Source organism: Streptomyces sp. 13-12-16 (genome assembly GCF_002114215.1).
Classification (GTDB): Bacteria; Actinomycetota; Actinomycetes; order Streptomycetales; family Streptomycetaceae; genus Streptomyces.
In genome coordinates, this window is the sequence record NZ_NCTE01000004.1 from 1 (window position 1) to 25785 (window position 25785).

The 25785-nt window shown below is 68.1% G+C and carries 22 protein-coding genes and 1 tRNA gene; 3 read left to right on the forward strand and 20 right to left on the reverse strand.

What is annotated here, in order from left to right:
* Positions 1-1172 (forward strand): alpha-lytic protease prodomain-containing protein (locus B7767_RS00125; RefSeq protein ID WP_107485711.1); only part of this gene is annotated, 1172 nt, incomplete at its 5' end.
* Positions 1173-1244: 72 nt separating this feature from the next.
* Here B7767_RS00125 and B7767_RS00130 read toward each other — a convergent pair.
* From B7767_RS00130 to B7767_RS00220, 18 genes are all read right to left on the reverse strand, one after another.
* Positions 1245-1454 (reverse strand): hypothetical protein, encoded by a 210-nt coding sequence (locus B7767_RS00130; protein ID WP_085570264.1) that lies wholly within the window; start codon positions 1452-1454, stop codon positions 1245-1247.
* A 239-nt stretch (positions 1455-1693) separates the two neighbouring features.
* The gene (locus B7767_RS00135) at positions 1694-1963 is read right to left on the reverse strand and encodes a hypothetical protein (RefSeq protein ID WP_085570265.1); all 270 of its coding nucleotides are present in this window, start codon (positions 1961-1963) and stop codon (positions 1694-1696) included.
* Positions 1963-2862, reverse strand: coding sequence for a hypothetical protein (locus tag B7767_RS00140; protein ID WP_085570266.1), 900 nt, complete (start codon positions 2860-2862; stop codon positions 1963-1965). Before B7767_RS00140 ends, B7767_RS00135 begins: the two co-directional genes overlap by 1 nt.
* Positions 2863-3050: 188 nt before the next feature.
* On the reverse strand, positions 3051-4244 hold the full coding sequence (tuf, locus tag B7767_RS00145; RefSeq protein ID WP_016434619.1) for an elongation factor Tu: 1194 nt from the start codon (positions 4242-4244) through the stop codon (positions 3051-3053).
* Between the two features lie 168 nt (positions 4245-4412).
* The gene (gene fusA / locus B7767_RS00150; protein WP_085570267.1) at positions 4413-6539 is read right to left on the reverse strand and encodes an elongation factor G; all 2127 of its coding nucleotides are present in this window, start codon (positions 6537-6539) and stop codon (positions 4413-4415) included.
* Positions 6540-6578: 39 nt separating this feature from the next.
* Complete coding sequence (rpsG, locus tag B7767_RS00155; RefSeq protein WP_003992340.1) at positions 6579-7049, reverse strand: 30S ribosomal protein S7; 471 nt, start codon at positions 7047-7049, stop codon at positions 6579-6581.
* A gap of 2 nt (positions 7050-7051) precedes the next feature.
* On the reverse strand, positions 7052-7423 hold the full coding sequence (gene rpsL, locus B7767_RS00160) for a 30S ribosomal protein S12 (RefSeq protein ID WP_003948652.1): 372 nt from the start codon (positions 7421-7423) through the stop codon (positions 7052-7054).
* A gap of 278 nt (positions 7424-7701) precedes the next feature.
* The gene (locus tag B7767_RS00165) at positions 7702-8247 is read right to left on the reverse strand and encodes a DUF1707 and DUF4190 domain-containing protein (protein WP_085570268.1); all 546 of its coding nucleotides are present in this window, start codon (positions 8245-8247) and stop codon (positions 7702-7704) included.
* Between the two features lie 138 nt (positions 8248-8385).
* Positions 8386-12285: a DNA-directed RNA polymerase subunit beta' gene (locus B7767_RS00170; RefSeq protein ID WP_085570269.1), complete on the reverse strand. Its 3900-nt coding sequence runs from the start codon at positions 12283-12285 to the stop codon at positions 8386-8388.
* Between the two features lie 95 nt (positions 12286-12380).
* Positions 12381-15866 carry a DNA-directed RNA polymerase subunit beta gene (gene rpoB / locus B7767_RS00175; RefSeq protein ID WP_085570270.1) on the reverse strand — a complete coding sequence of 1162 codons (3486 nt, stop codon included), beginning with the start codon at positions 15864-15866 and terminating at the stop codon, positions 12381-12383.
* A 580-nt stretch (positions 15867-16446) separates the two neighbouring features.
* On the reverse strand, positions 16447-16833 hold the full coding sequence (rplL, locus tag B7767_RS00185) for a 50S ribosomal protein L7/L12 (RefSeq protein WP_085570271.1): 387 nt from the start codon (positions 16831-16833) through the stop codon (positions 16447-16449).
* 123 nt (positions 16834-16956) lie between these two features.
* On the reverse strand, positions 16957-17487 hold the full coding sequence (gene rplJ / locus B7767_RS00190; protein ID WP_085570272.1) for a 50S ribosomal protein L10: 531 nt from the start codon (positions 17485-17487) through the stop codon (positions 16957-16959).
* A gap of 303 nt (positions 17488-17790) precedes the next feature.
* Positions 17791-18744, reverse strand: coding sequence for a hypothetical protein (locus B7767_RS00195; protein WP_085570273.1), 954 nt, complete (start codon positions 18742-18744; stop codon positions 17791-17793).
* 166 nt (positions 18745-18910) lie between these two features.
* Positions 18911-19636 (reverse strand): 50S ribosomal protein L1, encoded by a 726-nt coding sequence (gene rplA / locus B7767_RS00200; RefSeq protein WP_004927356.1) that lies wholly within the window; start codon positions 19634-19636, stop codon positions 18911-18913.
* Between the two features lie 82 nt (positions 19637-19718).
* Positions 19719-20153: a 50S ribosomal protein L11 gene (gene rplK, locus B7767_RS00205; RefSeq protein ID WP_073932788.1), complete on the reverse strand. Its 435-nt coding sequence runs from the start codon at positions 20151-20153 to the stop codon at positions 19719-19721.
* Between the two features lie 168 nt (positions 20154-20321).
* A complete protein-coding gene (gene nusG / locus B7767_RS00210) occupies positions 20322-21158 on the reverse strand; it encodes a transcription termination/antitermination protein NusG (protein WP_085570274.1) in 837 nt (278 codons plus the stop codon).
* Positions 21159-21238: 80 nt separating this feature from the next.
* Entirely contained in the window at positions 21239-21526 is a 288-nt protein-coding gene (gene secE, locus B7767_RS00215; protein ID WP_085570275.1) for a preprotein translocase subunit SecE, read from the reverse strand.
* A gap of 109 nt (positions 21527-21635) precedes the next feature.
* Positions 21636-21708: transfer RNA gene (locus B7767_RS00220), tRNA-Trp, on the reverse strand.
* A 271-nt stretch (positions 21709-21979) separates the two neighbouring features.
* On the opposite strand from B7767_RS00220, the gene B7767_RS00225 reads away from it, so the two are divergent.
* Complete coding sequence (locus B7767_RS00225; protein ID WP_085570276.1) at positions 21980-23206, forward strand: pyridoxal phosphate-dependent aminotransferase; 1227 nt, start codon at positions 21980-21982, stop codon at positions 23204-23206.
* Positions 23207-23330: 124 nt separating this feature from the next.
* Positions 23331-24368 carry an adenosine deaminase gene (locus tag B7767_RS00230; RefSeq protein ID WP_085570277.1) on the forward strand — a complete coding sequence of 346 codons (1038 nt, stop codon included), beginning with the start codon at positions 23331-23333 and terminating at the stop codon, positions 24366-24368.
* Positions 24369-24407: 39 nt separating this feature from the next.
* Here the strand turns inward: B7767_RS00230 and B7767_RS00235 are convergent, their stop codons facing one another.
* Positions 24408-25076, reverse strand: a complete 669-nt coding sequence (locus B7767_RS00235; RefSeq protein WP_085570278.1) for a hypothetical protein — start codon at positions 25074-25076, stop codon at positions 24408-24410.
* A 65-nt stretch (positions 25077-25141) separates the two neighbouring features.
* Positions 25142-25785 (reverse strand): UDP-N-acetylmuramate dehydrogenase (locus B7767_RS00240; RefSeq protein ID WP_085570279.1); only part of this gene is annotated, 644 nt, incomplete at its 5' end.

Genomic DNA, 25785 nt, shown 5'->3' on the forward strand with positions numbered 1-25785 from the left:
ACCGGGCGCAGGCCGAGCGGCGCCTGGCCAACGAGGCGGAGGCCGGAGCGACGGCGGGCCGCCTGCGCGCGGCGCTCGGCGCCGACTTCGCGGGCGCCTGGGTGCACGGCGCCGAATCCGGCACCCTGACCGTGGCGACGACCGACACCCGCGACATCCCGGCCATCGAGGCGCGGGGCGCCGAGGCCACCGTCGTACGCCACTCCCTGACCGCTCTGGACGCGGCCAAGTCCCGCCTGGACCGGGCGGCCGAGCGCAACGACACCACCGACGCCCCCGTCTGGTACGTGGACGTCCGCACGAACACGGTGGTCGTCCAGGCGGTACGCCCCTCCGCCGCCCGCGCCCTCCTGTCGGCGGCCGGCGTCGACCGCTCCCTCACCCGGATCGAGAAGTCGGCCGACCGGCCCCGCGCGCTGTACGACCTGCGGGGCGGCGAGGCGTACTACATCAACAACAGCGGCCGCTGCTCGATCGGCTTCCCCGTCACCAGGGGCACCCAGCAGGGCTACGCCACCGCCGGTCACTGCGGGCGGACCGGTGACAGCACGAGCGGCCACAACCGGGTGGCCCAGGGCACCTTCCAGGGCTCGGTCTTCCCGGGCCGGGACATGGCGTGGGTGGCCACCAACTCCCAGTGGACGGCGACCCCCTACGTGAAGGGCCAGGGCGGCCAGAACGTCCAGGTCACCGGTTCCACGCAGGCCCCGGTCGGCGCCTCGGTCTGCCGCTCCGGCTCCACCACCGGCTGGCACTGCGGCACCGTCCAGGTGCTGAACACCAGCGTGACCTACCCCGAGGGCACCATCACCGGCGTGACGCAGACCACGGTGTGCGCCGAGCCGGGCGACTCGGGCGGCTCGTACATCTCCGGCAGCCAGGCTCAGGGCGTCACCTCGGGCGGTTCGGGCAACTGCGGCAGCGGCGGTACGACGTTCTTCCAGCCGATCAACCCGCTGCTCCAGAACTTCGGCCTCACCCTGAGGACGACCGGCGACGACGAGGAGCCGCCCGGGGAGGAGGAGCCAGGAGGCACCTGGGCCGCGGGCACCGTCTACCAGCCGGGCGACACGGTGACGTACGGCGGCGCCACCTACCGCTGCCTCCAGGGCCACCAGGCCCAGACCGGCTGGGAGCCGCCGAACGTCCCGGCGCTGTGGCAGCGGGCGTGAGCTGACCTTCCCGACGGGGGGAAGTCCGGCCCCGGGCGCGCGCTCCAACGGCGCGCCCGGGGCCGGGCGTGCTCACGGAAGGGCGACCTCACGGCCGACCGGGGGAAGCCCCCAGGGCTCCAGGCCGCCGTCGCAGTACCCGGCGAGGAACTGCACGGCACCGCCCTCGTAGTGCCACCGGCCGCCGTTGCGGGAGGCGACGGTGACGGGCCACTGCCGCGGGTCGGTCCCGTTCGTGGTCCAGAGGAACTTGTCGCCCCCGTCGGATTCCGCCCACGGCACCTGCCACAGGTGCCCGGGCCCGGTACGCGGACGATGAGGTACTCGTCGACATCACCGGGACCGAACCGGTGGACGTGCTCCGCGTAGCCCGCCGGCAGGCGCCTCCCGACGGCCGCCTCGGCCCGCTCCCGGTCCACGGGGCCGGACCCGGCACCCTGGAGTCTGCCGAGGCCGACCTGGGTTTCGCGGCGGGGAGCGACGGCGATGCCTTCGGGACGGCGCCGCCCCACTGAGCAGGCTCAGTCCGACTCGCCCTCGAAGACCTCCGCCGTCGACGTCGCGGTGAGGGCCCGCTTGAGCCACTGGTCCAGTACGTCAGGGTCACCGCAGCCGATGATTCGCTCCCGGTCCTCCTCGCTGACCTCGACACCCCGGTGACCCAGCAGAACCAGGACGGCCTCCGCCCGGCCCTCCACCCGGCCCTCTGCCCGGCCCTCCACCCGGCCCTTCGTCTCCCCCTCGGCCCGGAGTTGCTGGGCGGTCTGCGACTGGAAGAAAGAAAGGTCCATCAGTCCGCGAGCCCCGCCTCACCGGCCGACGCGAAGACCTCCGCCGTCGACGTCGCGGTGAGGGCCCGCTTGAGCCACTGGTCCAGTACGTCAGGGTCACCGCAGCCGATGATTCGCTCCCGGTCCTCCTCGCTGACCTCGACACCCCGGTGACCCAGCAGAACCAGGACGGCCTCCGCCCGGCCCTTCGTCTCCCCCTCGGCCCGGAGTTGCTGGGCGGTCTGCGACTGGAAGAAAGAAAGGTCGACGGCCATGAGGTGCCTCCAGATTTCCGCGGCCGGCGTCTTGCCGAGGCCTTGTTCCATGAGTTCGATGTAGGTGGCTGCGGTGCTCTCGTCGTCGGCGGACAGGCCTTTCAGTGCCTTTGCCAGCGCGTTCAGTATGGCATCGGCGTCCGGATCCCGGCGGTGCAGCGCCGCTGACAGGACCGTGAGCGGAATGTCGCGGGCGGCCTCGTCGGGGCTGGCGATCACCGGCACGTCGTCGGGCCCCAGGACGAGAGGGCGCAGGGTGAGCGAGGGCCACGGCCGGGGACCGATGTCGAACTGTCGGGCCGTCCACGTGGCCGTCCCCCGGTCCGCGCAGACGACCAGGAGTACCGGCGGGATGCGGTACTTGGCGTACGCGTACGCGAGGTAGTACGCCCAGCTCGCGGGCTTGCGCGGGTCCGGCTCGCTCTGTGACTCGACTGCGAGGAGGAAACTGCCGTCCTCGGTGTTCATCTGCAGCAACGTGTCCACCCGGCGCTCCAACGGCCGAGTCTCCGTCAGGTCGGTGGAGAGCTCGACCGTGGAGAGGGGCGGAGGGAAGGTGGCGCCGAGGTTCCTGGCGGCGCGGGCGAAGAGACCTGGGTCTTCCTGGAAGATCCGGTGCAGGGCCTCATGGGATGAGCTGACCATGAGGCGAACCTACGGACGCAATGGCATACGCCACCTACATATGCGGCACCGTTCACGCGACCGAGCGACCCGCCCGGCACCGCGTTGACGCCCACAAGCGCCGCACAGGCGAAAGGGCCCGTACGACCGAAGTCGTACGGGCCCTCTCAGGTGCTCGCGGCAGGAGCTACCAGGTCAGATCAGCAAGCTCACTTGTTGATCTTGGTGACCTGGCCGGCGCCCACGGTCCGGCCACCCTCACGGATGGCGAACTTCAGGCCCTCCTCCATGGCGACGGGCTGGATGAGCTCCACCTTCATCTCGGTGTTGTCACCCGGCATGACCATCTCGGTGCCCTCGGGGAGGGTCACGACGCCGGTCACGTCCGTCGTACGGAAGTAGAACTGCGGGCGGTAGTTGTTGAAGAAGGGGGTGTGACGGCCACCCTCGTCCTTCGACAGGATGTAGGCCTGGGCCTCGAACTCGGTGTGCGGGGTGACCGAACCGGGCTTGATGATGACCTGGCCGCGCTCGACGTCCTCGCGCTTGATGCCGCGGAGCAGCAGACCGACGTTCTCACCGGCCTGGCCCTCGTCGAGCAGCTTGCGGAACATCTCGATGCCGGTGACCGTGGTGGTGGTCTTCTCCGGCTTGATGCCCACGATGTCGACGGTCTCGTTGACCTTGAGGACACCACGCTCGATACGACCGGTGACGACGGTGCCACGACCGGTGATCGTGAAGACGTCCTCGATCGGCATCAGGAACGGCTTGTCGACGTCACGCTCGGGCTGCGGGATGTTCTCGTCCACGGCCTTCATCAGCTCGAGGACGGAGTTGCCCCACTCCTTGTCGCCCTCGAGGGCCTTGAGCGCGGAGACCTTGACGACCGGCAGGTCGTCGCCCGGGAACTCGTACTCGGAGAGCAGCTCACGGACCTCGAGCTCGACGAGCTCCAGGATCTCCTCGTCGTCCACCATGTCGGCCTTGTTCAGGGCGACGACGATGTACGGAACGCCGACCTGGCGGGCCAGGAGCACGTGCTCCTTGGTCTGCGGCATCGGGCCGTCGGTGGCGGCGACCACGAGGATGGCGCCGTCCATCTGCGCCGCACCCGTGATCATGTTCTTGATGTAGTCCGCGTGACCGGGGCAGTCGACGTGGGCGTAGTGACGCGTCTCGGTCTGGTACTCGACGTGCGCGATGGAGATGGTGATACCGCGCTGGCGCTCTTCGGGAGCCTTGTCGATCTGGTCGAAGGCCGAGGCCTCGTTCAGGTCCGGGTACGCGTCGTGCAGCACCTTGGTAATGGCGGCCGTGAGGGTCGTCTTACCGTGGTCGATGTGACCGATGGTGCCGATGTTGACGTGCGGCTTAGTCCGCTCGAACTTCGCCTTCGCCACTGGGGTCCTCCTGTGGAGTGGTTCTGTACGCCTTACTTCATCGGCGCCAGGTGATCTTTGCTGGGAAACCCGGGCCCGGGACATTCCACCGGGTGACGGCGGAATGTCCCCTGCAGGCTCCGGGGTCAAGCCTAAAGCGTGTGCGGCGGGTCCGTTAAACGGAGTCCGTCACTCGCCCTTGGCCTTCGCGATGATCTCCTCGGCGACGTTCCGCGGAACCTCGGCGTAGGAGTCGAACTGCATGGAGTAGCTGGCGCGGCCGGACGTCTTGCTGCGCAGGTCGCCGACGTAGCCGAACATCTCCGAGAGGGGCACGAGACCCTTCACGACGCGGGCACCGGCCCGCTCCTCCATGGCCTGGATCTGGCCACGGCGGGAGTTGATGTCGCCGATGACCTCACCCATGTAGTCCTCGGGCGTGGTGACCTCGACGGCCATCATCGGCTCCAGGAGCACGGGCGAAGCCTTGCGCGCGGCCTCCTTGAAGGCCTGCGAACCGGCGATCTTGAAGGCGAGCTCGGAGGAGTCGACCTCGTGGTAGCCACCGTCGATGAGCGTGACGCGGACGCCCGTCATCTCGTAGCCGGCCAGGATGCCGAACTGCATGGCCTCCTGCGCACCGGCGTCCACCGAAGGGATGTACTCCTTCGGGATGCGGCCACCGGTCACCTTGTTCACGAACTCGTACGAGGCGTCGCCGCCCTCGATCGGCTCGATCGCGATCTGCACCTTGGCGAACTGACCGGTACCACCGGTCTGCTTCTTGTGGGTGTAGTCCACGCGCTCGACGGCCTTGCGGATCGTCTCGCGGTAGGCGACCTGGGGCTTGCCGACGTTGGCCTCGACCTTGAACTCACGGCGCATACGGTCGACCAGCACCTCGAGGTGCAGCTCGCCCATACCACCGATGATGGTCTGGCCCGTCTCCTCGTCCGAGTGGACCTGGAAGGACGGGTCCTCCTCGGCCAGACGCTGGATCGCGACGCCCAGCTTCTCCTGGTCGCCCTTCGACTTGGGCTCGATGGCGACCTGGATGACCGGCGCCGGGAAGTCCATGGACTCCAGGATGACCGGGTTCTTGTCGTCGGACAGCGTCTCACCGGTGGTGGTCTGCTTCAGGCCCATGACGGCGACGATGTCGCCGGCGCCCACCGACTCGATCTCCTCACGCTTGTTGGCGTGCATGCGGTAGATCTTGCCGATGCGCTCCTTCTTGCCCTTGACGGAGTTCAGCACGGCGGTGCCGGACTCCAGGCGGCCCGAGTAGACCCGGACGAAGGTGAGCTTGCCGAGGTGCGGGTCACTCATGATCTTGAACGCGAGGGCCGCGAGCGGCTCGTCCTCGGACGGCTTGCGCCTGACGACGGTCTCGGCGTCCTTCGGGTCGTGACCCTCGATGGCCTCGACGTCGAGCGGGGTCGGCAGGTAGCGCACGACCGCGTCGAGCAGGGGCTGGACGCCCTTGTTCTTGAACGCGGTACCGCAGAACACCGGGGTGACCGTGGTGTCGCTGGACTTGCCGGACGCGATGGTGATGCGACGGATCGCGGCGTACAGCTGCTCCTCGGTGGGCTCCTGGCCCTCCAGGTACAGCTCCATGATCTCTTCGTCGTTCTCGGCGACGGCCTCGACCAGCTTGCCGCGCCACTCCTCGGCGGCCTCGGTGTGCGTGGCCGGGATGTCGACGATGTCGTACATCTCGCCCTTGGCGGCCTCGGCGGACCACACGAGCGCCTTCATGCGGACCAGGTCCACGACGCCCTGGAAGTCGGCCTCGGCACCGATCGGGAGCTGCATGACGAGCGGCTGGGCGCCCAGGCGGTCCGAGATCATGTCCACGCAGCGGTGGAACTCGGCGCCGGTACGGTCCAGCTTGTTGACGAAGCAGATGCGCGGGACGCCGTAACGGTCGGCCTGACGCCACACCGTCTCGGACTGCGGCTCGACACCGGCGACACCGTCGAACACGGTCACGGCACCGTCGAGCACGCGCAGGGAGCGCTCCACCTCGACGGTGAAGTCGACGTGCCCGGGGGTGTCGATGATGTTGATCGTGTAGTCGTTGTCCTCGAGCGGCCAGTGACAGGTGGTGGCAGCGGACGTGATCGTGATGCCACGCTCCTGCTCCTGCTCCATCCAGTCCATGGTGGCGGCGCCGTCGTGGACCTCACCGATCTTGTACGACACACCGGTGTAGAACAGGATCCGCTCGGTGGTGGTCGTCTTGCCCGCGTCGATGTGGGCCATGATCCCGATGTTGCGGACCTTGGCCAGGTCAAGTGAAGTGGTAGCCATAAGGCTTCAGTCTTCTCTCGGTCTCGATGTGGGTAGCGACTACCAGCGGTAGTGCGCGAAGGCCTTGTTGGACTCGGCCATCTTGTGCGTGTCCTCGCGCTTCTTCACAGCGGCACCCAGGCCGTTGGAGGCGTCGAGAAGCTCGTTGAGCAGACGCTCGGTCATGGTCTTCTCGCGACGGGCGCGGGAGTAACCGACCAGCCAGCGCAGCGCGAGCGTGTTGGCGCGACCGGGCTTGACCTCGATCGGAACCTGGTACGTCGCACCACCGACACGGCGGGACTTGACCTCGAGGGTCGGCTTGATGTTCTCCAGCGCGCGCTTCAGCGTGATGATCGGGTCGTTGCCCGTCTTCTCACGCAGACCCTCCATGGCGCCGTAGACGATGCGCTCGGCGGTGGAGCGCTTGCCGTTGAGCAGCACCTTGTTGATCAGGGAGGTCACCAGAGGAGAACCGTAGACCGGGTCGATGATGACCGGGCGCTTCGGGGCGGGGCCCTTACGAGGCATTCTTACTTCTCCTTCTTGGCGCCGTAACGGCTGCGAGCCTGCTTGCGGTTCTTGACACCCTGGGTGTCGAGGGAACCGCGGATGATCTTGTAGCGAACACCCGGCAGGTCCTTCACACGGCCGCCGCGCACGAGCACGATGGAGTGCTCCTGCAGGTTGTGTCCCTCACCCGGGATGTAGGCCGTGACCTCGATGCCGCTGGTCAGACGCACACGCGCGACCTTACGCAGGGCCGAGTTCGGCTTCTTCGGGGTGGTCGTGAACACACGCGTGCAGACGCCACGACGCTGAGGGGAACCCTCGAGTGCGGGCGTCTTGTTCTTCTCGACCTTGTCCTGCCGGCCCTTGCGGACCAGCTGCTGGATCGTAGGCACTACTTCTCCGGTTTCTGTGTGCCGAATGGTGAAGCTAACCTGGAACGTCACCGACCCACGCGGTCGGGTGTGTCGAATCCCGCGAACTTCCGCAGCGAGGCGGAAAGAACGTGTGGATCACGGTGGCCGTTCATCGGCCCCCGGTGCGGTGTGATGGCACGCACGAAGGCCAGGGCACACCCCAGGCACAAGGTCTGAGCGTACCTATCGCATTCGCTGCGGTCAAAACAAATGGGCCCGGCCCGCCCCGCCGGGCGGAACACACCGGTCCCCGGTTGTCAACCGGTGGCCAGCGCGAGCGCGAACGACAGCAGCATCAGGACCACCCACGCCCCGTTCGCCAGCCAGCCGAGCGCCAGACCGGTCAGTGCCAGCCCGTCGCCCTCCTCCCCCGTGCGCGCGATCTCGGCCCGCGCCATGTGCCCCAGGATCACCGCCGGGATGCCGGTGAACCCGAAGGTGACCAGGCAGAGCCCGCCGCAGACGGCGGAGGCGACCGCCTTGCCGTTCACCCGCGCCCGGGGCACCGGCCGGAACACCGCCGGCACGGCGGGCACCACATGCGGTACGGGCCCCTGCGGCAGGTCGGCCACCAGCAGCGCCAGCTCCCCCACCGTACGGGCGGCGTACGCCCGCGCGACCCTCCGGTCGAACTCGGGCTTCTCCAGCCTGCCCTCCCCGTACCCGGCTCTGAGGACGTCCACGGCCCGCTCCCGGTCGGCGTGCGAGGCACGCATCGAGGGGGCGGCCTGCCCGCCCCACGGCTGCGGCACACCGTGCCCCTGCTGCCAGGGCTGCCACTGCGGATACGGCGAATACGACACCGAGCACCATCTCCCCCGTCACACCGGGTCCCTCCATGATGCACGCGGACGGCCGTTCCGGCACGGGTTCGGCACACGACGCCGAGGGGCGGCCACCCCGTACGGAGTGACCGCCCCTCGGTGCTTCAGACGTACGCCTTACTGGTTGTACGGACCGTAGTCGTAGTCCTCCAGCGGAACGGCCTGGCCGGAGCCCGTGCCGAACGGCGAGTAGTCGATGTCGTCGTAGCCGACGGCCGAGTACATCGCGGCCTTGGCCTCCTCGGTCGGCTCGACCCGGATGTTGCGGTAGCGGGACAGACCCGTACCGGCCGGGATGAGCTTACCGATGATGACGTTCTCCTTGAGGCCGATGAGGCTGTCGGACTTGGCGTTGATCGCCGCGTCCGTCAGGACTCGGGTCGTCTCCTGGAAGGAGGCGGCCGACAGCCAGGACTCCGTCGCCAGCGAGGCCTTGGTGATACCCATCAGCTGCGGACGACCGGAGGCCGGGTGACCGCCCTCCTGGACCACACGACGGTTCTCGGTCTCGAACTTGGAGCGCTCGACCAGCTCGCCGGGCAGCAGCTCGGCGTCGCCGGACTCGATGATCGTCACACGGCGCAGCATCTGCCGGATGATGATCTCGATGTGCTTGTCGTGGATCGACACACCCTGCGAGTTGTAGACCTTCTGGACCTCGCCGACCAGGTGGACCTGGACGGCACGCTGACCCAGGATGCGCAGCACGTCGTGCGGGTTGGTGGCACCCACGGTGAGCTGCTGGCCCACCTCGACGTGGTCGCCCTCGCCGACCAGGACCTTGGCGCGCTTCGAGATCGGGAACGCCGTCTCGTCGCTGCCGTCGTCCGGGGTGACGACGATCTTCTTGGTCTTCTCGGTCTCCTCGATCCGCACGCGGCCGGAGGCCTCGGAGATCGGGGCGACACCCTTCGGCGTACGGGCCTCGAAGAGCTCGACGACACGGGGCAGACCCTGGGTGATGTCGTCACCGGCCACACCACCGGTGTGGAAGGTACGCATCGTCAGCTGGGTACCGGGCTCACCGATGGACTGGGCGGCGATGATGCCGACCGCCTCACCGATGTCGACCAGCTTGCCGGTGGCCAGCGAACGGCCGTAGCACATCGCGCAGGTACCGACGGCGGACTCGCAGGTCAGGACCGAGCGGGTCTTGACCTCCTCGACGCCGCGGGAGACGAGCTCCTCGATGAGGACGTCGCCCAGGTCGGTGCCGGCCGGGGCCAGCACCTGTCCGTCGACCACGATGTCCTCGGCGAGGCAGCGCGCGTACACGGAGGTCTCGACGTCGCCCTCCTTGCGGAGCACGCCCGTCTCGTCCCGGCTCGCGATCTTGAGACGCAGACCGCGGTCGGTGCCGCAGTCCTCCTCGCGGATGATGACGTCCTGGGAGACGTCGACCAGACGACGGGTGAGGTAACCCGAGTCGGCGGTACGCAGAGCGGTGTCCGCCAGACCCTTACGGGCACCGTGCGTGGAGATGAAGTACTCCAGCACGGACAGGCCCTCACGGAACGACGCCTTGATCGGACGCGGGATCGTCTCGTTCTTCGCGTTCGACACCAGACCACGCATACCGGCGATCTGACGCATCTGCATCATGTTGCCTCGTGCGCCCGAGTTCACCATCATGAAGATCGGGTTGGTCTTCGGGAAGTTGTCGTTCATCGCCTCGGCGACCTCGTTGGTCGCCTTGGTCCAGATGTTGATGAGCTCCTGCGTGCGCTCGTCCTTGGTGATCAGACCGCGCTCGTACTGCTTCTGGACCTTCTCGTCCTGCGCCTCGTAGCCGCGGACGATCTCCTTCTTCGCCTCGGGGACGACGACGTCGGAGATGGCGACGGTGACGCCGGAGCGGGTGGCCCAGAAGAAGCCGGACGCCTTCAGGTTGTCGAGCGTCGCCGCCACGATGACCTTCGGGTAGCGCTCGGCGAGGTCGTTGACGATCTCGGAGAGCTGCTTCTTGCCGACCTCGTAGTCGACGAACGGGTAGTCCTCGGGCAGCAGCTCGTTGAAGAGCGCGCGGCCCAGGGTGGTGTTCAGCCGGAAGCTGTCACCCTGCTGCCACTCGGGCTCACCCTCCTCGCGCGCCGGCGGGGTCCAGCCGCGCGGCGGGATGGTGCCGACCGGGAAGCGGACGTCGATCCTCGACTGGAGCGACAGCTCGCCCGCGTCGAAGGCCATGATCGCCTCCGCGACCGAGGCGAAGGAACGGCCCTCGCCCTTGAGGTCGCGCATCTCGCCGTCGGTGGTGAGGAAGAACAGACCGAGGACCATGTCCTGGGTCGGCATCGTCACCGGGCGGCCGTCGGCCGGCTTGAGGATGTTGTTCGAGGACAGCATCAGGATGCGGGCCTCGGCCTGCGCCTCCGCGGACAGCGGCAGGTGCACGGCCATCTGGTCACCGTCGAAGTCCGCGTTGAACGCGGTGCACACGAGCGGGTGGATCTGGATGGCCTTGCCCTCGACCAGCTGCGGCTCGAAGGCCTGGATGCCGAGGCGGTGCAGCGTGGGCGCACGGTTCAGCAGAACCGGGTGCTCCGCGATGACCTCTTCCAGCACGTCGTACACGACCGTGCGGCCGCGCTCGACCATGCGCTTGGCCGACTTGATGTTCTGCGCGTGGTTCAGGTCGACCAGGCGCTTCATCACGAACGGCTTGAAGAGCTCCAGCGCCATCGCCTTCGGCAGACCGCACTGGTGCAGCTTGAGCTGCGGGCCGACGACGATCACGGAACGCGCCGAGTAGTCGACTCGCTTGCCGAGCAGGTTCTGACGGAAGCGGCCCTGCTTGCCCTTGAGCATGTCGGACAGCGACTTCAGCGGACGGTTGCCGGGGCCCGTCACCGGGCGGCCACGACGGCCGTTGTCGAAGAGCGCGTCCACGGCCTCCTGGAGCATGCGCTTCTCGTTGTTCACGATGATCTCGGGCGCGCCGAGGTCGAGAAGCCGCTTCAGGCGGTTGTTGCGGTTGATGACACGGCGGTACAGGTCGTTCAGGTCGGAGGTCGCGAAGCGGCCACCGTCCAGCTGCACCATCGGACGCAGGTCCGGCGGGATGACCGGCACGCAGTCGAGCACCATGCCCTTGGGGCTGTTGGACGTCTGCAGGAACGCGGAGACGACCTTCAGCCGCTTGAGCGCACGGGTCTTCTTCTGGCCCTTGCCGGTGCGGATGATCTCGCGGAGACGCTCGGCCTCCTCCTCCAGGTCGAAGGACTCCAGGCGCTTCTGCAGCGCCGCGGCACCCATCGAGCCGTCGAAGTACGTGCCGAAGCGGTCACGCAGCTCGCGGTAGAGCAGCTCGTCGCCCTCGAGGTCCTGGACCTTGAGGTTCTTGAACCGGGTCCACACCTCGTCGAGGCGGTCGATCTCGCGCTGCGCGCGGTCGCGCAGCTGCTTCATCTCGCGCTCGGCGCCCTCGCGCACCTTGCGGCGCACGTCGGCCTTGGCACCCTCGGCCTCCAGCTCGGCCAGGTCGGTCTCGAGCTTCTTGGCGCGGGCCTCCAGGTCGGCGTCGCGGCGGTTCTCGACCTGCTGGCGCTCGACGGAGACGTGGGCCTCCAGCGAGGGCAGGTCGCGGGTGCGGCGCTCCTCGTCGACGTACGTGATCATGTACGCCGCGAAGTAGATGACCTTCTCCAGGTCCTTCGGGGCGAGGTCGAGCAGGTAGCCGAGGCGCGACGGAACGCCCTTGAAGTACCAGATGTGCGTGACGGGAGCGGCCAGTTCGATGTGGCCCATCCGCTCGCGGCGCACCTTGGCGCGCGTGACCTCGACGCCACAGCGCTCACAGATGATGCCCTTGAAGCGGACGCGCTTGTACTTGCCGCAGTAGCACTCCCAGTCCCGGGTCGGACCGAAGATCTTCTCGCAGAAGAGTCCGTCCTTCTCGGGCTTGAGGGTGCGGTAGTTGATGGTCTCGGGCTTCTTGACCTCGCCGTGGCTCCACTGACGGATGTCGTCAGCGGTGGCCAGGCCGATCCGGAGCTCGTCGAAGAAGTTGACGTCGAGCACTATGCGTCAATCCCTCTCAGGGTTGTAAGTCTTGGGGTCTGAAACGGGGGTCCTGGGGCGGGCGGCCCGGAGTTCACCGGGCCGCCCCGCTCCCGTCAGACCTCTTCGACGCTGCTCGGCTCGCGCCGGGACAGGTCGATGCCGAGCTCCTCCGCAGCGCGGAAGACGTCCTCGTCGGTGTCACGCATCTCGATGGACATACCGTCGCTGGACAGCACCTCCACGTTCAGGCACAGGGACTGCATCTCCTTGATGAGGACCTTGAAGGACTCGGGGATGCCGGGCTCGGGGATGTTCTCGCCCTTGACGATGGCCTCGTAGACCTTCACGCGGCCGGTGACGTCGTCGGACTTGATGGTCAGCAGCTCCTGGAGCGCGTAGGCGGCGCCGTACGCCTCGAGTGCCCACACCTCCATCTCGCCGAACCGCTGGCCACCGAACTGAGCCTTACCACCCAGCGGCTGCTGGGTGATCATGGAGTACGGGCCGGTCGAACGCGCGTGCAGCTTGTCGTCGACCAGGTGGTGCAGCTTCAGGATGTACATGTAGCCGACCGAGATCGGCTCCGGGAACGGCTCGCCCGAGCGGCCGTCGTACAGCCGTGCCTTGCCGGACGGGAGCACCATGCGCTCGCCGTCGCGGTTCGGGATGGTGTGCTGGAGCAGACCCGCGAGCTCGTCCTCACGCGCACCGTCGAAGACCGGGGTGGCGACGTTGGTGCCGGGCTCGACCTTGTCGGCGCCGATGGCCTGGAGCCGCTCGGCCCACTCCTCCGCGAGGCCGGAGACGTCCCAGCCGCGGCTGGCGAGCCAGCCGAGGTGGATCTCCAGGACCTGTCCCGGGTTCATTCGGGACGGGACACCCAGCGGGTTGAGGATGATGTCGACCGGGGTGCCGTCCTCCAGGAAGGGCATGTCCTCGATCGGGTTGATCTTGGAGATGACGCCCTTGTTGCCGTGGCGGCCGGCGAGCTTGTCACCGTCGGTGATCTTGCGCTTCTGCGCGACGTAGACGCGCACCAGCTGGTTGACACCGGGGGGAAGCTCGTCGCCCTCCTCGCGGTCGAAGACGCGCACGCCGATGACCTTGCCGGTCTCGCCGTGCGGCACCTTCAGCGAGGTGTCACGGACCTCACGGGCCTTCTCGCCGAAGATCGCGCGCAGCAGGCGCTCCTCGGGGGTCAGCTCGGTCTCACCCTTGGGCGTGACCTTGCCGACGAGGATGTCACCGGCGATGACCTCGGCACCGATGCGGATGATGCCGCGCTCGTCGAGGTCGGCGAGGACCTCCTCGGAGACGTTCGGGATGTCCCGGGTGATCTCCTCGGGGCCGAGCTTGGTGTCACGGGCGTCGACCTCGTGCTCCTCGATGTGGATCGAGGAGAGGACGTCGTCCTGCACGAGGCGCTGCGACAGGATGATCGCGTCCTCGTAGTTGTGACCCTCCCACGGCATGAACGCGACCAGCAGGTTCTTGCCGAGCGCCATCTCGCCGTTCTCGGTGGCCGGGCCGTCGGCGAGGACCTGGCCGGTGATGATCCGGTCGCCCTCGTTGACGATGACCTTCTGGTTGACCGAGGTGCCCTGGTTGGAGCGGGAGAACTTGGCCAGGCGGTACGTGATGTACGTGCCGTCGTCGTTGGCGGTGGTGATGTAGTCCGCGGAGACCTCCTGGACCACACCGTCCTTCTCGGCCTTGACCACGTCGCCGGCGTCGACGGCGGAGCGGTACTCCATGCCGGTGCCGACGAGCGGGGACTCGCTCTTGATCAGCGGCACGGCCTGGCGCATCATGTTCGCGCCCATGAGGGCACGGTTGGCGTCGTCGTGCTCGAGGAACGGGATCATGGCGGTCGCGACCGACACCATCTGGCGCGGCGAGACGTCCATGTAGTCGACGTCGTCACCGGGGACGTAGTCGACCTCGCCGCCACGGCGGCGGACCAGGATCCGGTTCTCCACGAACCGCATCTCGTCGTTGAGCGGCGCGTTGGCCTGCGCGATGACGAAGCGGTCCTCCTCGTCGGCGGTCAGGTAGTCGACCTCGTCGGTGACCTGGCCCTCGACGACCTTGCGGTACGGCGTCTCGATGAAGCCGAACGGGTTGATCCGGCCGTACGAGGCGAGCGAACCGATCAGACCGATGTTCGGGCCTTCCGGCGTCTCGATCGGGCACATGCGGCCGTAGTGCGACGGGTGCACGTCACGGACCTCGAAGCCGGCCCGCTCACGGGAGAGACCACCCGGGCCGAGGGCGTTCAGACGACGCTTGTGCGTCAGCCCCGACAGCGGGTTGTTCTGGTCCATGAACTGCGAGAGCTGGCTGGTGCCGAAGAACTCCTTGATGGAGGCGACGACCGGCCGGATGTTGATCAGGGTCTGCGGCGTGATCGCCTCGACGTCCTGGGTGGTCATGCGCTCGCGCACGACGCGCTCCATACGGGCGAGACCCGTACGGACCTGGTTCTGGATCAGCTCGCCGACGTTGCGGATACGACGGTTGCCGAAGTGGTCGATGTCGTCGGTCTCGACCATGATCGAGCGACCGGACTCGCCGACCGTCTCGGTCTCACCGGCGTGCAGCTTCACCAGGTACTTGATGGTGGCGATGATGTCGTCGGTGGTGAGCACGCCGGCGTCCAGCGGCTCGTCCCCGCCGAGCTTCTTGTTCACCTTGTAGCGGCCGACCTTGGCGAGGTCGTAGCGCTTGGGGTTGAAGTACAGGTTCTCCAGCAGCGTCTGCGCGGCCTCACGCGTGGGGGGCTCGCCCGGACGCAGCTTGCGGTAGATGTCGAGCAGCGCGTCGTCCTGGCCCTGGGTGTGGTCCTTCTCCAGGGTGGCGCGCATGGACTCGTACTCGCCGAACTCCTCGAGGATCTGCTCGGTGGTCCAGCCGAGCGCCTTCAGGAGGACGGTGACGGACTGCTTGCGCTTGCGGTCGATGCGGACACCGACCATGTCGCGCTTGTCGATCTCCATCTCCAGCCAGGCACCCCGGGACGGGATGATCTTGGCGGAGAAGATGTCCTTGTCGGACGTCTTGTCGATGGAGGAGTCGAAGTAGACGCCGGGCGAACGGACGAGCTGCGACACCACGACACGCTCGGTGCCGTTGATGACGAACGTGCCCTTGTTCGTCATGAGCGGGAAGTCGCCCATGAAGACGGTCTGGGACTTGATCTCGCCGGTCTCGTTGTTGGTGAACTCGGCGGTGACGAAGAGCGGGGCCGCGTACGTGAAGTCGCGCTCCTTGCACTCGTCGATGGAGTTCTTCGGCGGCTCGAAGCGGTGGTCGCGGAAGGTCAGCGACATCGACCCGGAGAAGTCCTCGATCGGGGAGATCTCTTCGAAGATCTCCTCCAGACCGGACTTGGTGGGGACGTCGTGCCCGTTCTCGAGAGCCTCCTCGACCCGACTCTGCCAAGCGGTGTTCCCGAGCAGCCAGTCGAAGCTTTCGGTCTGCAGCGCGAGCAGGTTCGGAACCTCGAGAGGCTCCTTGATCTTTGCAAAGGAGATGCGCAGCGGGGCGGTGCTGGCACCGTTGTTCGTATTCGCGGTCGAGGCGTTGCGCGAGGCGGCCAAGAGGGGGTCCTTCCGAGGGCTCGGACTCACTACGCGCGTACCGGCCCCCCACTGGGCAGAGAGACAGACATCCCAGGTCAGAGATGATCTAGTCGTCGGTGCTCGAGTGAGGGCATGCCCCTGGTGACGGGCAGGGGACAGCTAACAGGCAGCGCAAAGGGTCAGTGTAGCCATTTGGCACACTGATGTCCAATGCCGGTTTACGGAACCGGTGGAGGCCCTCGTTCTTCTCAACTCCTGCGACACGGCGCTGCCCTCAACGCACGTTCATACTGCCCTCTTTGCCGCCGATCCATGCCTCGGATCCGGATCCTTGTGGCGACGCGTCCTGAGAATTGCGCGCTGCGTGCGGTTCGTCAAGGCCCCCCTTGCCGGAACCGTCCGCCACCAGGCAGATCTTCGCGGTCCCCGGAGGCACAACGAAGATCACCTTACTCCCCGCCGTCACGGGTGCAAGGCAGCCGCCGCCGGACCCCTCATACGCCGAGGAGCGACCACCCGGATGGATGATCGCTCCTCAGCGCTTGAGCGTTACACGTCCCTGGGGACGCGCAGGGGACCCGTGGGGACCCCGGAGGTGTTACTTGACCTCGACGGAGGCGCCGGCGCCCTTGAGGGACTCGGCGGCCTTCTCGGCGGCGTCCTTGGCGACCTTCTCGAGGACGGGCTTCGGGGCGCCGTCCACGAGGTCCTTGGCCTCCTTCAGACCCAGGGAGGTCAGCTCACGCACGACCTTGATGACCTGGATCTTCTTGTCGCCGGCACCGGTGAGGATGACGTCGAACTCGTCCTTCTCCTCAGCGGCCTCGGTCGGGGCACCCGGGGCACCCGGGGCGGCGACGGCGGCGACCGCGGCGGCGGCGGTGACGTCGAACTTGTCCTCGAAGGCCTTCACGAACTCGGAGAGCTCGATGAGGGTCATCTCCTCGAACTGCGCGAGCAGGTCTTCCTGGCTGAGCTTCGCCATGATGGCGGTCCTTCCACTAAATCGGCAGGTGCCGGATGTACGGGGTGAGGCGGGCGTACGTCGGGCCCGCAACGACCCTCACCTCATGCGGTGCGTGCGGCGAGGATCGGAAAGCGAGCCGAATTACTCGGCACCGCCCTGCTCGTCCTGCTTGGCACGGAGCGCGTCCACGGTGCGGACGAGCTTCGAGGGGAGCGCCTGGAAGAGCTGAGCAGTCTGCGTCTGCTTGCCCTTGAAAGCGCCCGCCAGCTTGGCGAGCAGAACCTCGCGGGACTCGAGGTCCGCAAGCTTCTTGATCTCGTCGGCGGACAGCGCCTTGCCGTCAAGGACACCGCCCTTGATGACGAGATTCGGGTTGTCCTTGGCGAAGTCACGAAGACCCTTCGCCGACTCCACCGGGTCACCGGTGACGAAGGCGACTGCCGTCGGACCGTTGAACAGGTCGTCCAGCGTCGAGATCCCGGCCTCGTTGGCCGCAATCTTGGTCAGCGTGTTCTTCACCACGGCGTACTGGGCGTTCTCACCGAGCGAACGGCGCAGCTGCTTGAGCTGGGCCACGGTGAGACCGCGGTACTCGGTCAGCACGGCGGCGCTGGAGTTGCGGAACTGGTCCGTCAACTCGGCCACCGCGGCAGCCTTGTCGGGCCTCGCCATAGAGCCTCGGCCTCCTTCCGGGTGATTCGGACCGCGCGGACCCGAAGGAGGACTGGGGAAAACGAAACGCCCCGGCGCAGGCGCACGGGGCGTAGCTCAACCGGTCACTCGCGCCCTTACGGCAGCGGGCTCCGGGAACTCTTCCACTGACACCTGCGCGGGTCGTCCGCAGTTCAGCGGATCCTTCGGCCACCGTGAACTCTGACGAGCGCACGGCAACGACCAGCGGTCTTTGGCTTCCGTGGAAGAGTACGCGAACGGATCGGCGTCAAGCAAATCGGCCGATCGGAGGCATCGGGAGCGTCAGGCGCCGAGATCGGCCCCGGAGTCCGCCCCGAGGTCCTCCAGCTCCTTCAGCATCTCCATGAGGTCGAAGGTCTCCGCCGCCGGCGGGGCCTCCACCTCGGCCTTGGCGCCGTAGTCGGAGTAGTTCGCCGTCATGTTCATCGTGCCCTGGGGCATCTTCATGCCGACGACCATCTTGACCGGGTAGTTGTCCTCGTTGACCCAGACCTCGGTGTCGTAGCCCTTCAGCCCCGCCTTCTTGACGTTGGCGGTCAGCTCCTCGCGCTCCTCCTCGGAGAGCAGGTCGAAGGACTCGTTGGCGTCGACCATCTCGTCGAAGCTCAACGTGCCCTTGTAGCGCTGCGTCTGGACGCCGTCGACCTTCTCCGGGCCGACGTGCTTCAGGTTCGGCGACTCCAGCAGCAGGGCGAGCTGCTGTGCCGGGTCCTGGTTCATGTTCTCCAGGCCACTGGTCATCTGCTTCTGGATCTCGGCGTCGCCGGACGCCTCGGCGATGGCGGCGAAGTCCATCTTCATCCAGCGCTTGCCGTCCATCTCGGCGGCCTGCTTCGCCCCCATGTCCATGTACATGGCGTTGTCGAGCATGATCATGCGGATCCGCTCGGGCGCGTCCGGGTCGCCCGCCGCGAGCGCGGAGCCCTTCATGGTGACGTCCATCACGGCCGGGTCCCAGCCCTGCACGCCGGAGAGCTCCACGGTGCCGCCGCCGTCCACCCCGGCCGGCATCGTCATGGTCATCCGGACCTTGGAGGACTTGGCCTCCGAGGTGTTCTTGAAGGCCGCCTGGAGGACCTTCGTCATCTCGTTCTGCGTCTGGACCTCGGACTCCGTCGAGTCGGCGGCCTTCTTCTTCGTCCCGCCCCCGTCGCCGTCCTGACAGCCCGCGACGCCCGCGACGACGGCCGCGGCCGTCAGACAGACACCCGCGCGCTTCCATGCGGCCATGCCCATGAATCCCACCCCTGGTTGTTTCGCTGTGTCACACCTGTGAAGTCAGAAGAAAGGTAACCCACGCCACTGACACTGTCGTACGAAAAAACCCGTCCCCGCGCCTCGGACGAGGCGCGGGGACGGGTTCTCCGCGGTGTGCACGGGCCGGTCGTCCGGCCCGCCCGGCTCAGACGGCGGCCGGGTCCTCCTCGACGAGGAGGTTGCGGGTGCGGTTGGAGTCGAGCGGAATGCCGGGGCCCATCGTGGTGGTGATGGCGGCCTTCTTGATGTAGCGGCCCTTGGCGGCGGACGGCTTCAGACGGAGGATCTCCTCCAGCGCCGCGGCGTAGTTCTCCACCAGCTTGGTGTCGTCGAACGACGTCTTGCCGATGATGAAGTGCAGGTTCGAGTGCTTGTCGACGCGGAACTCGATCTTGCCGCCCTTGATGTCGTTGACGGCCTTGGTGACGTCCGGGGTCACGGTGCCGGTCTTCGGGTTCGGCATCAGGCCACGGGGACCGAGCACGCGGCCGAGGCGGCCGACCTTGCCCATGAGGTCCGGGGTGGCGACGACGGCGTCGAAGTCCAGACGGCCCTTCGACACCTCGTCGATCAGCTCGTCGGCGCCGACGATGTCGGCACCCGCGGCACGCGCGGCCTCGGCACGGTCACCGGTCGCGAAGACCAGGACCCGGGCGGTCTTACCGGTGCCGTGCGGGAGGTTCACGGTGCCACGGACCATCTGGTCGGCCTTGCGCGGGTCGACACCCAGGCGGAAGGCGACCTCGACGGTGCCGTCGAACTTGGTCGTGGACGTCTCCTTGGCGAGACGGACGGCCTCGAGCGGGGCGTACAGCTTCTCCCGGTCGATCTTGGCGTCCGCAGCGCGGAGAGACTTGCTGCGCTTGCTCACTGAAAGCTCCTGTGGAATCTGAGGAGTCGTGGTCCGGGCCGAGCCGGCCCTTCCACTACTGCTTGGCTTACGGGGGTGGAGGTCAGCCCTCGACCGTGATGCCCATGGAACGGGCGGTGCCGGCGATGATCTTCGACGCGGCGTCCAGGTCGTTGGCGTTGAGGTCGGGCATCTTGGTCGTGGCGATCTCGCGGACCTGGTCGGCGGTGATCTTCGCGACCTTGGTCTTGTGCGGCTCGCCGGAGCCCTTCTCCACACCCGCGGCCTTGAGGATCATCTTCGCGGCCGGCGGGGTCTTGGTGACGAAGGTGAAGGAACGGTCCTCGTAGACCGTGATCTCCACCGGGATGACCCAGCCGCGCTGCGACTCGGTCGCGGCGTTGTAGGCCTTGCAGAACTCCATGATGTTCACGCCGTGCTGACCCAGCGCGGGGCCGACCGGCGGGGCCGGGTTCGCGGCACCGGCCTGGATCTGGAGCTTGATGAGCCCCGTGACCTTCTTCTTCTTGGGAGGCATGGCTCTCCGGGTCCTTTCGATTCGGGTCCTGCCCGCGTCATGGGGACAACCCGGACGCAGGCATACCGCACAACGATAACGGGTATAGATGCGCGGCCAAAAACCGAGCAGGTCAGACGGACGCTCGCACGCCCGCCTGACCTGTTCGGAAGCTGTGTGCCGGAAGGGCTAGTTCTTCTGGATCTGGTCGAAGGAGAGCTCGACCGGGGTCTCGCGGCCGAAGATCTCCACCAGGCCCTTGACCTTCTTGGAGTCGGGGTTGATCTCGTTGATGGTCGCCTGCAGCGTGGCGAACGGGCCGTCGGTGACGGTGACCGAGTCGCCGACCTCGAAGTCCAGCACCTGGACCTCGACCTTGCGCTGCGGGGCCGGCTTGCCCTCGGCCTCGGCGGCCTCGCGGGCGGCCTTCTCCTCGGCCTCCGGGGCGAGCATCTTGACGATCTCGTCCAGCGTCAGCGGGTACGGGTCGTAGGCGTTGCCCACGAAGCCGGTGACACCGGGGGTGTTGCGGACGACGCCCCAGGACTCGTTCGTCAGGTCCATGCGGACCAGGACGTAGCCCGGGAGCTTGTTCTGCTTGATCGTCTTGCGGTCACCGTTCTTGATCTGGACGACCTCTTCCTGCGGCACCTCGGCCTGGAAGATGTAGTCCTCGACGTTCAGCGAGACGGCGCGCTGCTCCAGGTTGGTCTTCACCCGGTTCTCGTAACCCGCGTACGTGTGGATGACGTACCACTCGCCGGGCAGCGTCCGCAGTTCCTCGCGGAGCTTCTCGACCGGGTCGCGGTCGTCCTCGGGCTCTTCGGCCTCCTCGGCCGCTTCCTCGGCCTCGGTGGTCTCGTCCGCCTCGGCGCTCTCGTCCGCGGTGGTGTCGGCAGCCTCGGCCTCGTCGGAGGCCTCGGTGTCCTCGACGTCCGCGCCCTCGACGGCGGCGAGCGCGTCCTCGGCGGACTCGGCCCCTTCGCCGTAAGGCTCAACGGCGTCGTTCACGTTCGGGTCAGACACGGTGGCTGCTTCTTCCTGGATACAAGGGGTGGAACATGCGAAAAGGAGCGCCGGATACCTCGGCGCTCTTCGCTCTCGGCTCAGCCGAAGACGTACTTGGCGGCGTGACTGAGGCCATAGTCGATCAGGGTGATCAGACCGATCATCAGGACGACGAAGACGATCACAGCCGTCGTGTACGACGTCAGCTGGTTGCGGGTCGGCCAGACGACCTTGCGGAGCTCCGAGATGATCTGGCGGTAGAAGAGCGCGAGGCGCTTCAGCGGACCCTTCTTGGCCCGCTTGCCGCCCTTGCGGGTCTTCTTCTGGGAGTCCGGCGCCTCGTCCTGGGCATCAGGCATGTCGATGGAGCCCACGGCGTCCGTCACTCGTCCTCACCTGATTCCGGGTCGTGGCCGTGCCGCGCCCGGTCAGAGCCCGCACGGCGGTGCATTGCTGTACGTACATGCGCACACATCCTGGCGAAGGTGTGTGTAGCAGGGCCGGAGGGACTTGAACCCCCAACCGCTGGTTTTGGAGACCAGTGCTCTACCAATTGAGCTACGACCCTTTGTGTGTCCCCAACGTACCGCATCCGACCGGATGCTTGGTGTGCACCGGTTGAGCGCGGGCCGCTGAAGGCCAACGAGGTGAGAGTGTACGTGTTCCTGGGCCGGGCGTCGAACAGAAAGTACCCGGGAGGCACCGCTCCGCCGGAAGATCGTCCCGTCCGCGGCGGACCGGTGGCGTCGATCCGGACTGGTGTTCAGGGGTTTGCCCGGTGTTGTTCAGTACGTGAAACCGTTGTGCCGCCGGGGTTACCGGTCTGGAACGATGGGCCCATGAGCGCTGCAACCCCTCCCACCGAGCGCCGGGTCTCCGCCCGAGTCGGCTCGATCTCCGAGTCCGCCACCCTCGCCGTGGACGCCAAGGCCAAGGCCCTCAAGGCCGCCGGGCGACCGGTGATCGGCTTCGGCGCCGGTGAACCCGACTTCCCGACGCCGGACTACATCGTCGAGGCCGCGATCGAGGCCTGCAAGAACCCCAAGTACCACCGCTACACGCCGGCCGGCGGCCTGCCCGAGCTGAAGTCCGCGATCGCCGCCAAGACGCTGCGCGACTCCGGCTACGAGGTCGACCCGTCGCAGATCCTGGTCACCAACGGCGGCAAGCAGGCCATCTACGAGGCCTTCGCCGCGATCCTCGACCCGGGCGACGAGGTCATCGTCCCGGCGCCGTACTGGACCACCTACCCGGAGTCCATCCGGCTGGCCGGCGGTGTCCCGGTCGAGGTGGTCGCCGACGAGACGACCGGCTACCGGGTGAGCGTGGAGCAGCTGGAGGCGGCCCGCACCGAGAAGACGAAGGTCGTCCTCTTCGTCTCCCCGTCGAACCCGACCGGCGCGGTCTACAGCGAGGCCGAGACCGAGGCGATCGGCCGCTGGGCCGTCGAGCACGGCCTGTGGGTGCTGACGGACGAGATCTACGAGCACCTGGTCTACGGCGACGCCTCGTCGGTGTCGCTGCCCGCGCTCCTGCCCGAGCTGCGCGACAAGTGCATCGTGGTCAACGGCGTCGCGAAGACGTACGCGATGACGGGCTGGCGGGTCGGCTGGATCATCGGCCCGAAGGACGTGGTGAAGGCCGCGACCAACCTCCAGTCGCACGCCACGTCGAACGTCTCCAACGTCGCCCAGGTGGCCGCCCTCGCCGCCGTCTCCGGTGACCTGGACGCGGTCGCGACCATGCGCGAGGCCTTCGACCGCCGGCGGAAGACCATCGTGCGGATGCTCGACGAGATCGACGGCGTGGTCTGCCCGGAGCCCGAGGGCGCGTTCTACGCCTACCCCTCGGTGAAGGCGCTGATCGGCAAGGAGATCCGGGGCAGGCGGCCGCAGAGCTCGGTCGAGCTGGCGGCGCTCATCCTGGAGGAGGCCGAGGTCGCGGTGGTGCCGGGTGAGGCGTTCGGCACGCCGGGCTACCTGCGGCTGTCGTACGCGCTGGGCGACGAGGACCTCGTCGAGGGCGTGAGCCGGATCCAGAAGCTGCTGGCGGAGGCGCGCGACTGACGTCGTCCTTACGCCACAGGGGCGCCCGGGTCTCCTCCCGTGCGCCCCTGTTTGTTTGTGCGAGCAAGACCACGAAAGGGGAAAGTGCTACCGGGGCGGCGGAGACGTGCGGCAGGATCGGCGAATGGAGCGTGTACGTGATCTCTCTGAGCTGCCGAAAGCCCATCTCCACCTGCACTTCACCGGGTCCATGCGGCCCACCACCCTGCTGGAGCTGGCCGACAAGTACGGCGTGCGCCTGCCCGAGGCGCTGACCGACGCGCTGACCGGCGGGGAGCCGCCGAGACTGCGCGCCACGGACGAGCGCGGCTGGTTCCGCTTCCAGCGGCTGTACGACGCGGCGCGCTCGTGCCTGCGGGAGCCCGAGGACATCCGGCGGCTGGTGCGGGAGGCGGCGGAGGAGGAGGTGCGGGACGGCTCGGGCTGGCTGGAGATCCAGGTGGACCCGACGTCGTACGCGCCCCGGCTGGGCGGGCTGATCCCGGCGCTGGAGATCATCCTGGACGCGGTGGACGCGGCGACGCGGGACACCGGGATCGGAATGCGGGTGCTGGTTGCCGCCAACCGGATGAAGCATCCCCTGGACGCGCGCACGCTGGCCCGGCTGGCGGTGCGGTACGCGGACCGGGGGGTCGTGGGGTTCGGCCTCTCCAACGACGAGCGGCGCGGGATGGCCCGCGACTTCGACCGCGCGTTCGCGATCGCGCGTGAGGGCGGGCTGCTGTCGGCTCCGCACGGCGGCGAGCTGGCGGGGCCCGCGTCGGTACGGGACTGCCTGGACGACCTGGAGGCGCACCGCATCGGACACGGCGTGCGGGCGGCGGAGGACCCGCGGCTGCTGCGGCGGCTCGCGGACCGCCAGGTGACGTGCGAGGTGTGCCCGGCGTCGAACGTGGCACTGGGCGTCTACGACAAGCCCGAGGACGTACCGCTGCGGACCCTCTTCGAAGCGGGCGTCCCCCTGGCGCTGGGCGCGGACGACCCCCTGCTGTTCGGCTCCCGGCTGGCGGCGCAGTACGAGATCGCGCGGAACCACCACGGCTTCACGGACGCGGAACTGGCCGAACTGGCCCGCCAGTCGGTACGGGGCTCGACGGCCCCGGAGGACGTGAGGGCGAAGCTGCTGGCGGGGGTGGACGACTGGCTCACGTCGCCGGCGTAGCGGCGGGCGACGGTCCTCCCGGGGCAGCCGCGGGCGGCGTCACCCCGGCCGCTTGAAGTGGGCGTAGGGCGGATACGGCTCGAAGCAGACCAGGATCTCCTCGGGGTGCCCGCCGCCGGGCCGCTGCACGAGCCCGGGGAGGCTCGACACCATCGCCGTGCGCCCCTTGGCGACGCCTCTCTGCCGTGGCCCCCGGCCCGCCGCGTACGCGCAGTTCACGGCCGCCTCGGCGAACACGTCCCGGCTGCCGAAGAGGAGCACCGTGCGCGCATGGTGGGCGTGCCGCAGCTCGTCCCGGCAGTCCGCGCGCGCCGCGCGCCTGCGCCATGCGGCCGCGTCCCGCTCCGTACGCGCCTCGTCGGTACGGACGGTCAGGGGCGTGCCCGGACCGAGCGACCGGCGCAGCTCCGGCCATGTGCTGGGCCGCAGCCCGTAGGAGTGGTGGGCCAGGACGAGGTCCGCCGGTTCTCCGGTTCCTTCGTCGGGCGGCACTCCGTCCCGCAGCGGCACATGGACGATCGTGCGGCGCGAGTACGCGGCGAAGGAGAACAGGCCGGCGAGCCGGTTCAGTCCGTCGTGGTCGCCGAGGAGCAGCCCGATGGGTTCGGGAGCCCGCAGCGAGGTGTGCCGCAGGGGGTGCAGGGGCTGGACCACACGATGCTCACGCGGCCCCGTGCGCGGACGGAACCGACGCAGTCTCATGCGCATGCGGTCGGCCTCACGGACCCATGATCGCGGGTGCGTGTGCCGGGCGGCAACGGGGATTGCGGGGACTACAGGCTCACGCCCACCGTGACCGGCTCGTTGACCAGCGTGATCCCGAAGGCCTCGTGCACTCCGGCGACGACCTCGCGGGCGAGCGCCAGAAGGTCCTCCGTGGTGGCGTCGCCCCGGTTGGTGAGGGCGAGGGTGTGCTTGGTGGAGATGCGGGCGGGGCCGCTGCCGTACCCCTTGGTGAAGCCGGCCTTGTCGATCAGCCAGGCCGCGGAGGTCTTGGTGTGGCCCGGGCCGGCCGGGTAGGCCGGGGCCTCGGCGTCCTCACCGAGCCGCTCCCGCACACGCGTACGGAATGCGGCGAACGCCTCGTCGTCGAGGATCGGGTTGGTGAAGAAGGAGCCGGCCGACCAGGTGTCGTGGTCCTCGGGGTCCAGGACCATGCCCTTGCCCGCGCGGAGCTTCAGCACCGTCTCGCGGGCCGTGGCCAGCGGTACCCGGTCGCCCGGCGCGACACCGAGGACGCGGGCCGTCTCGGCGTACTTGACGGGCCCGGAGAGGCCGCCCGCGTCCTCCAGCGCGAAGCGCACCCGCAGGACGACGTAGCGCTCGGGGTCGGCCTTGAAGCGGCTGTGGCGGTACGAGAAGGCGCACTCCTCGTTGCCGAGGGGGACGGTCTCGCGGGTGCGGCGGGCGGGGGGGG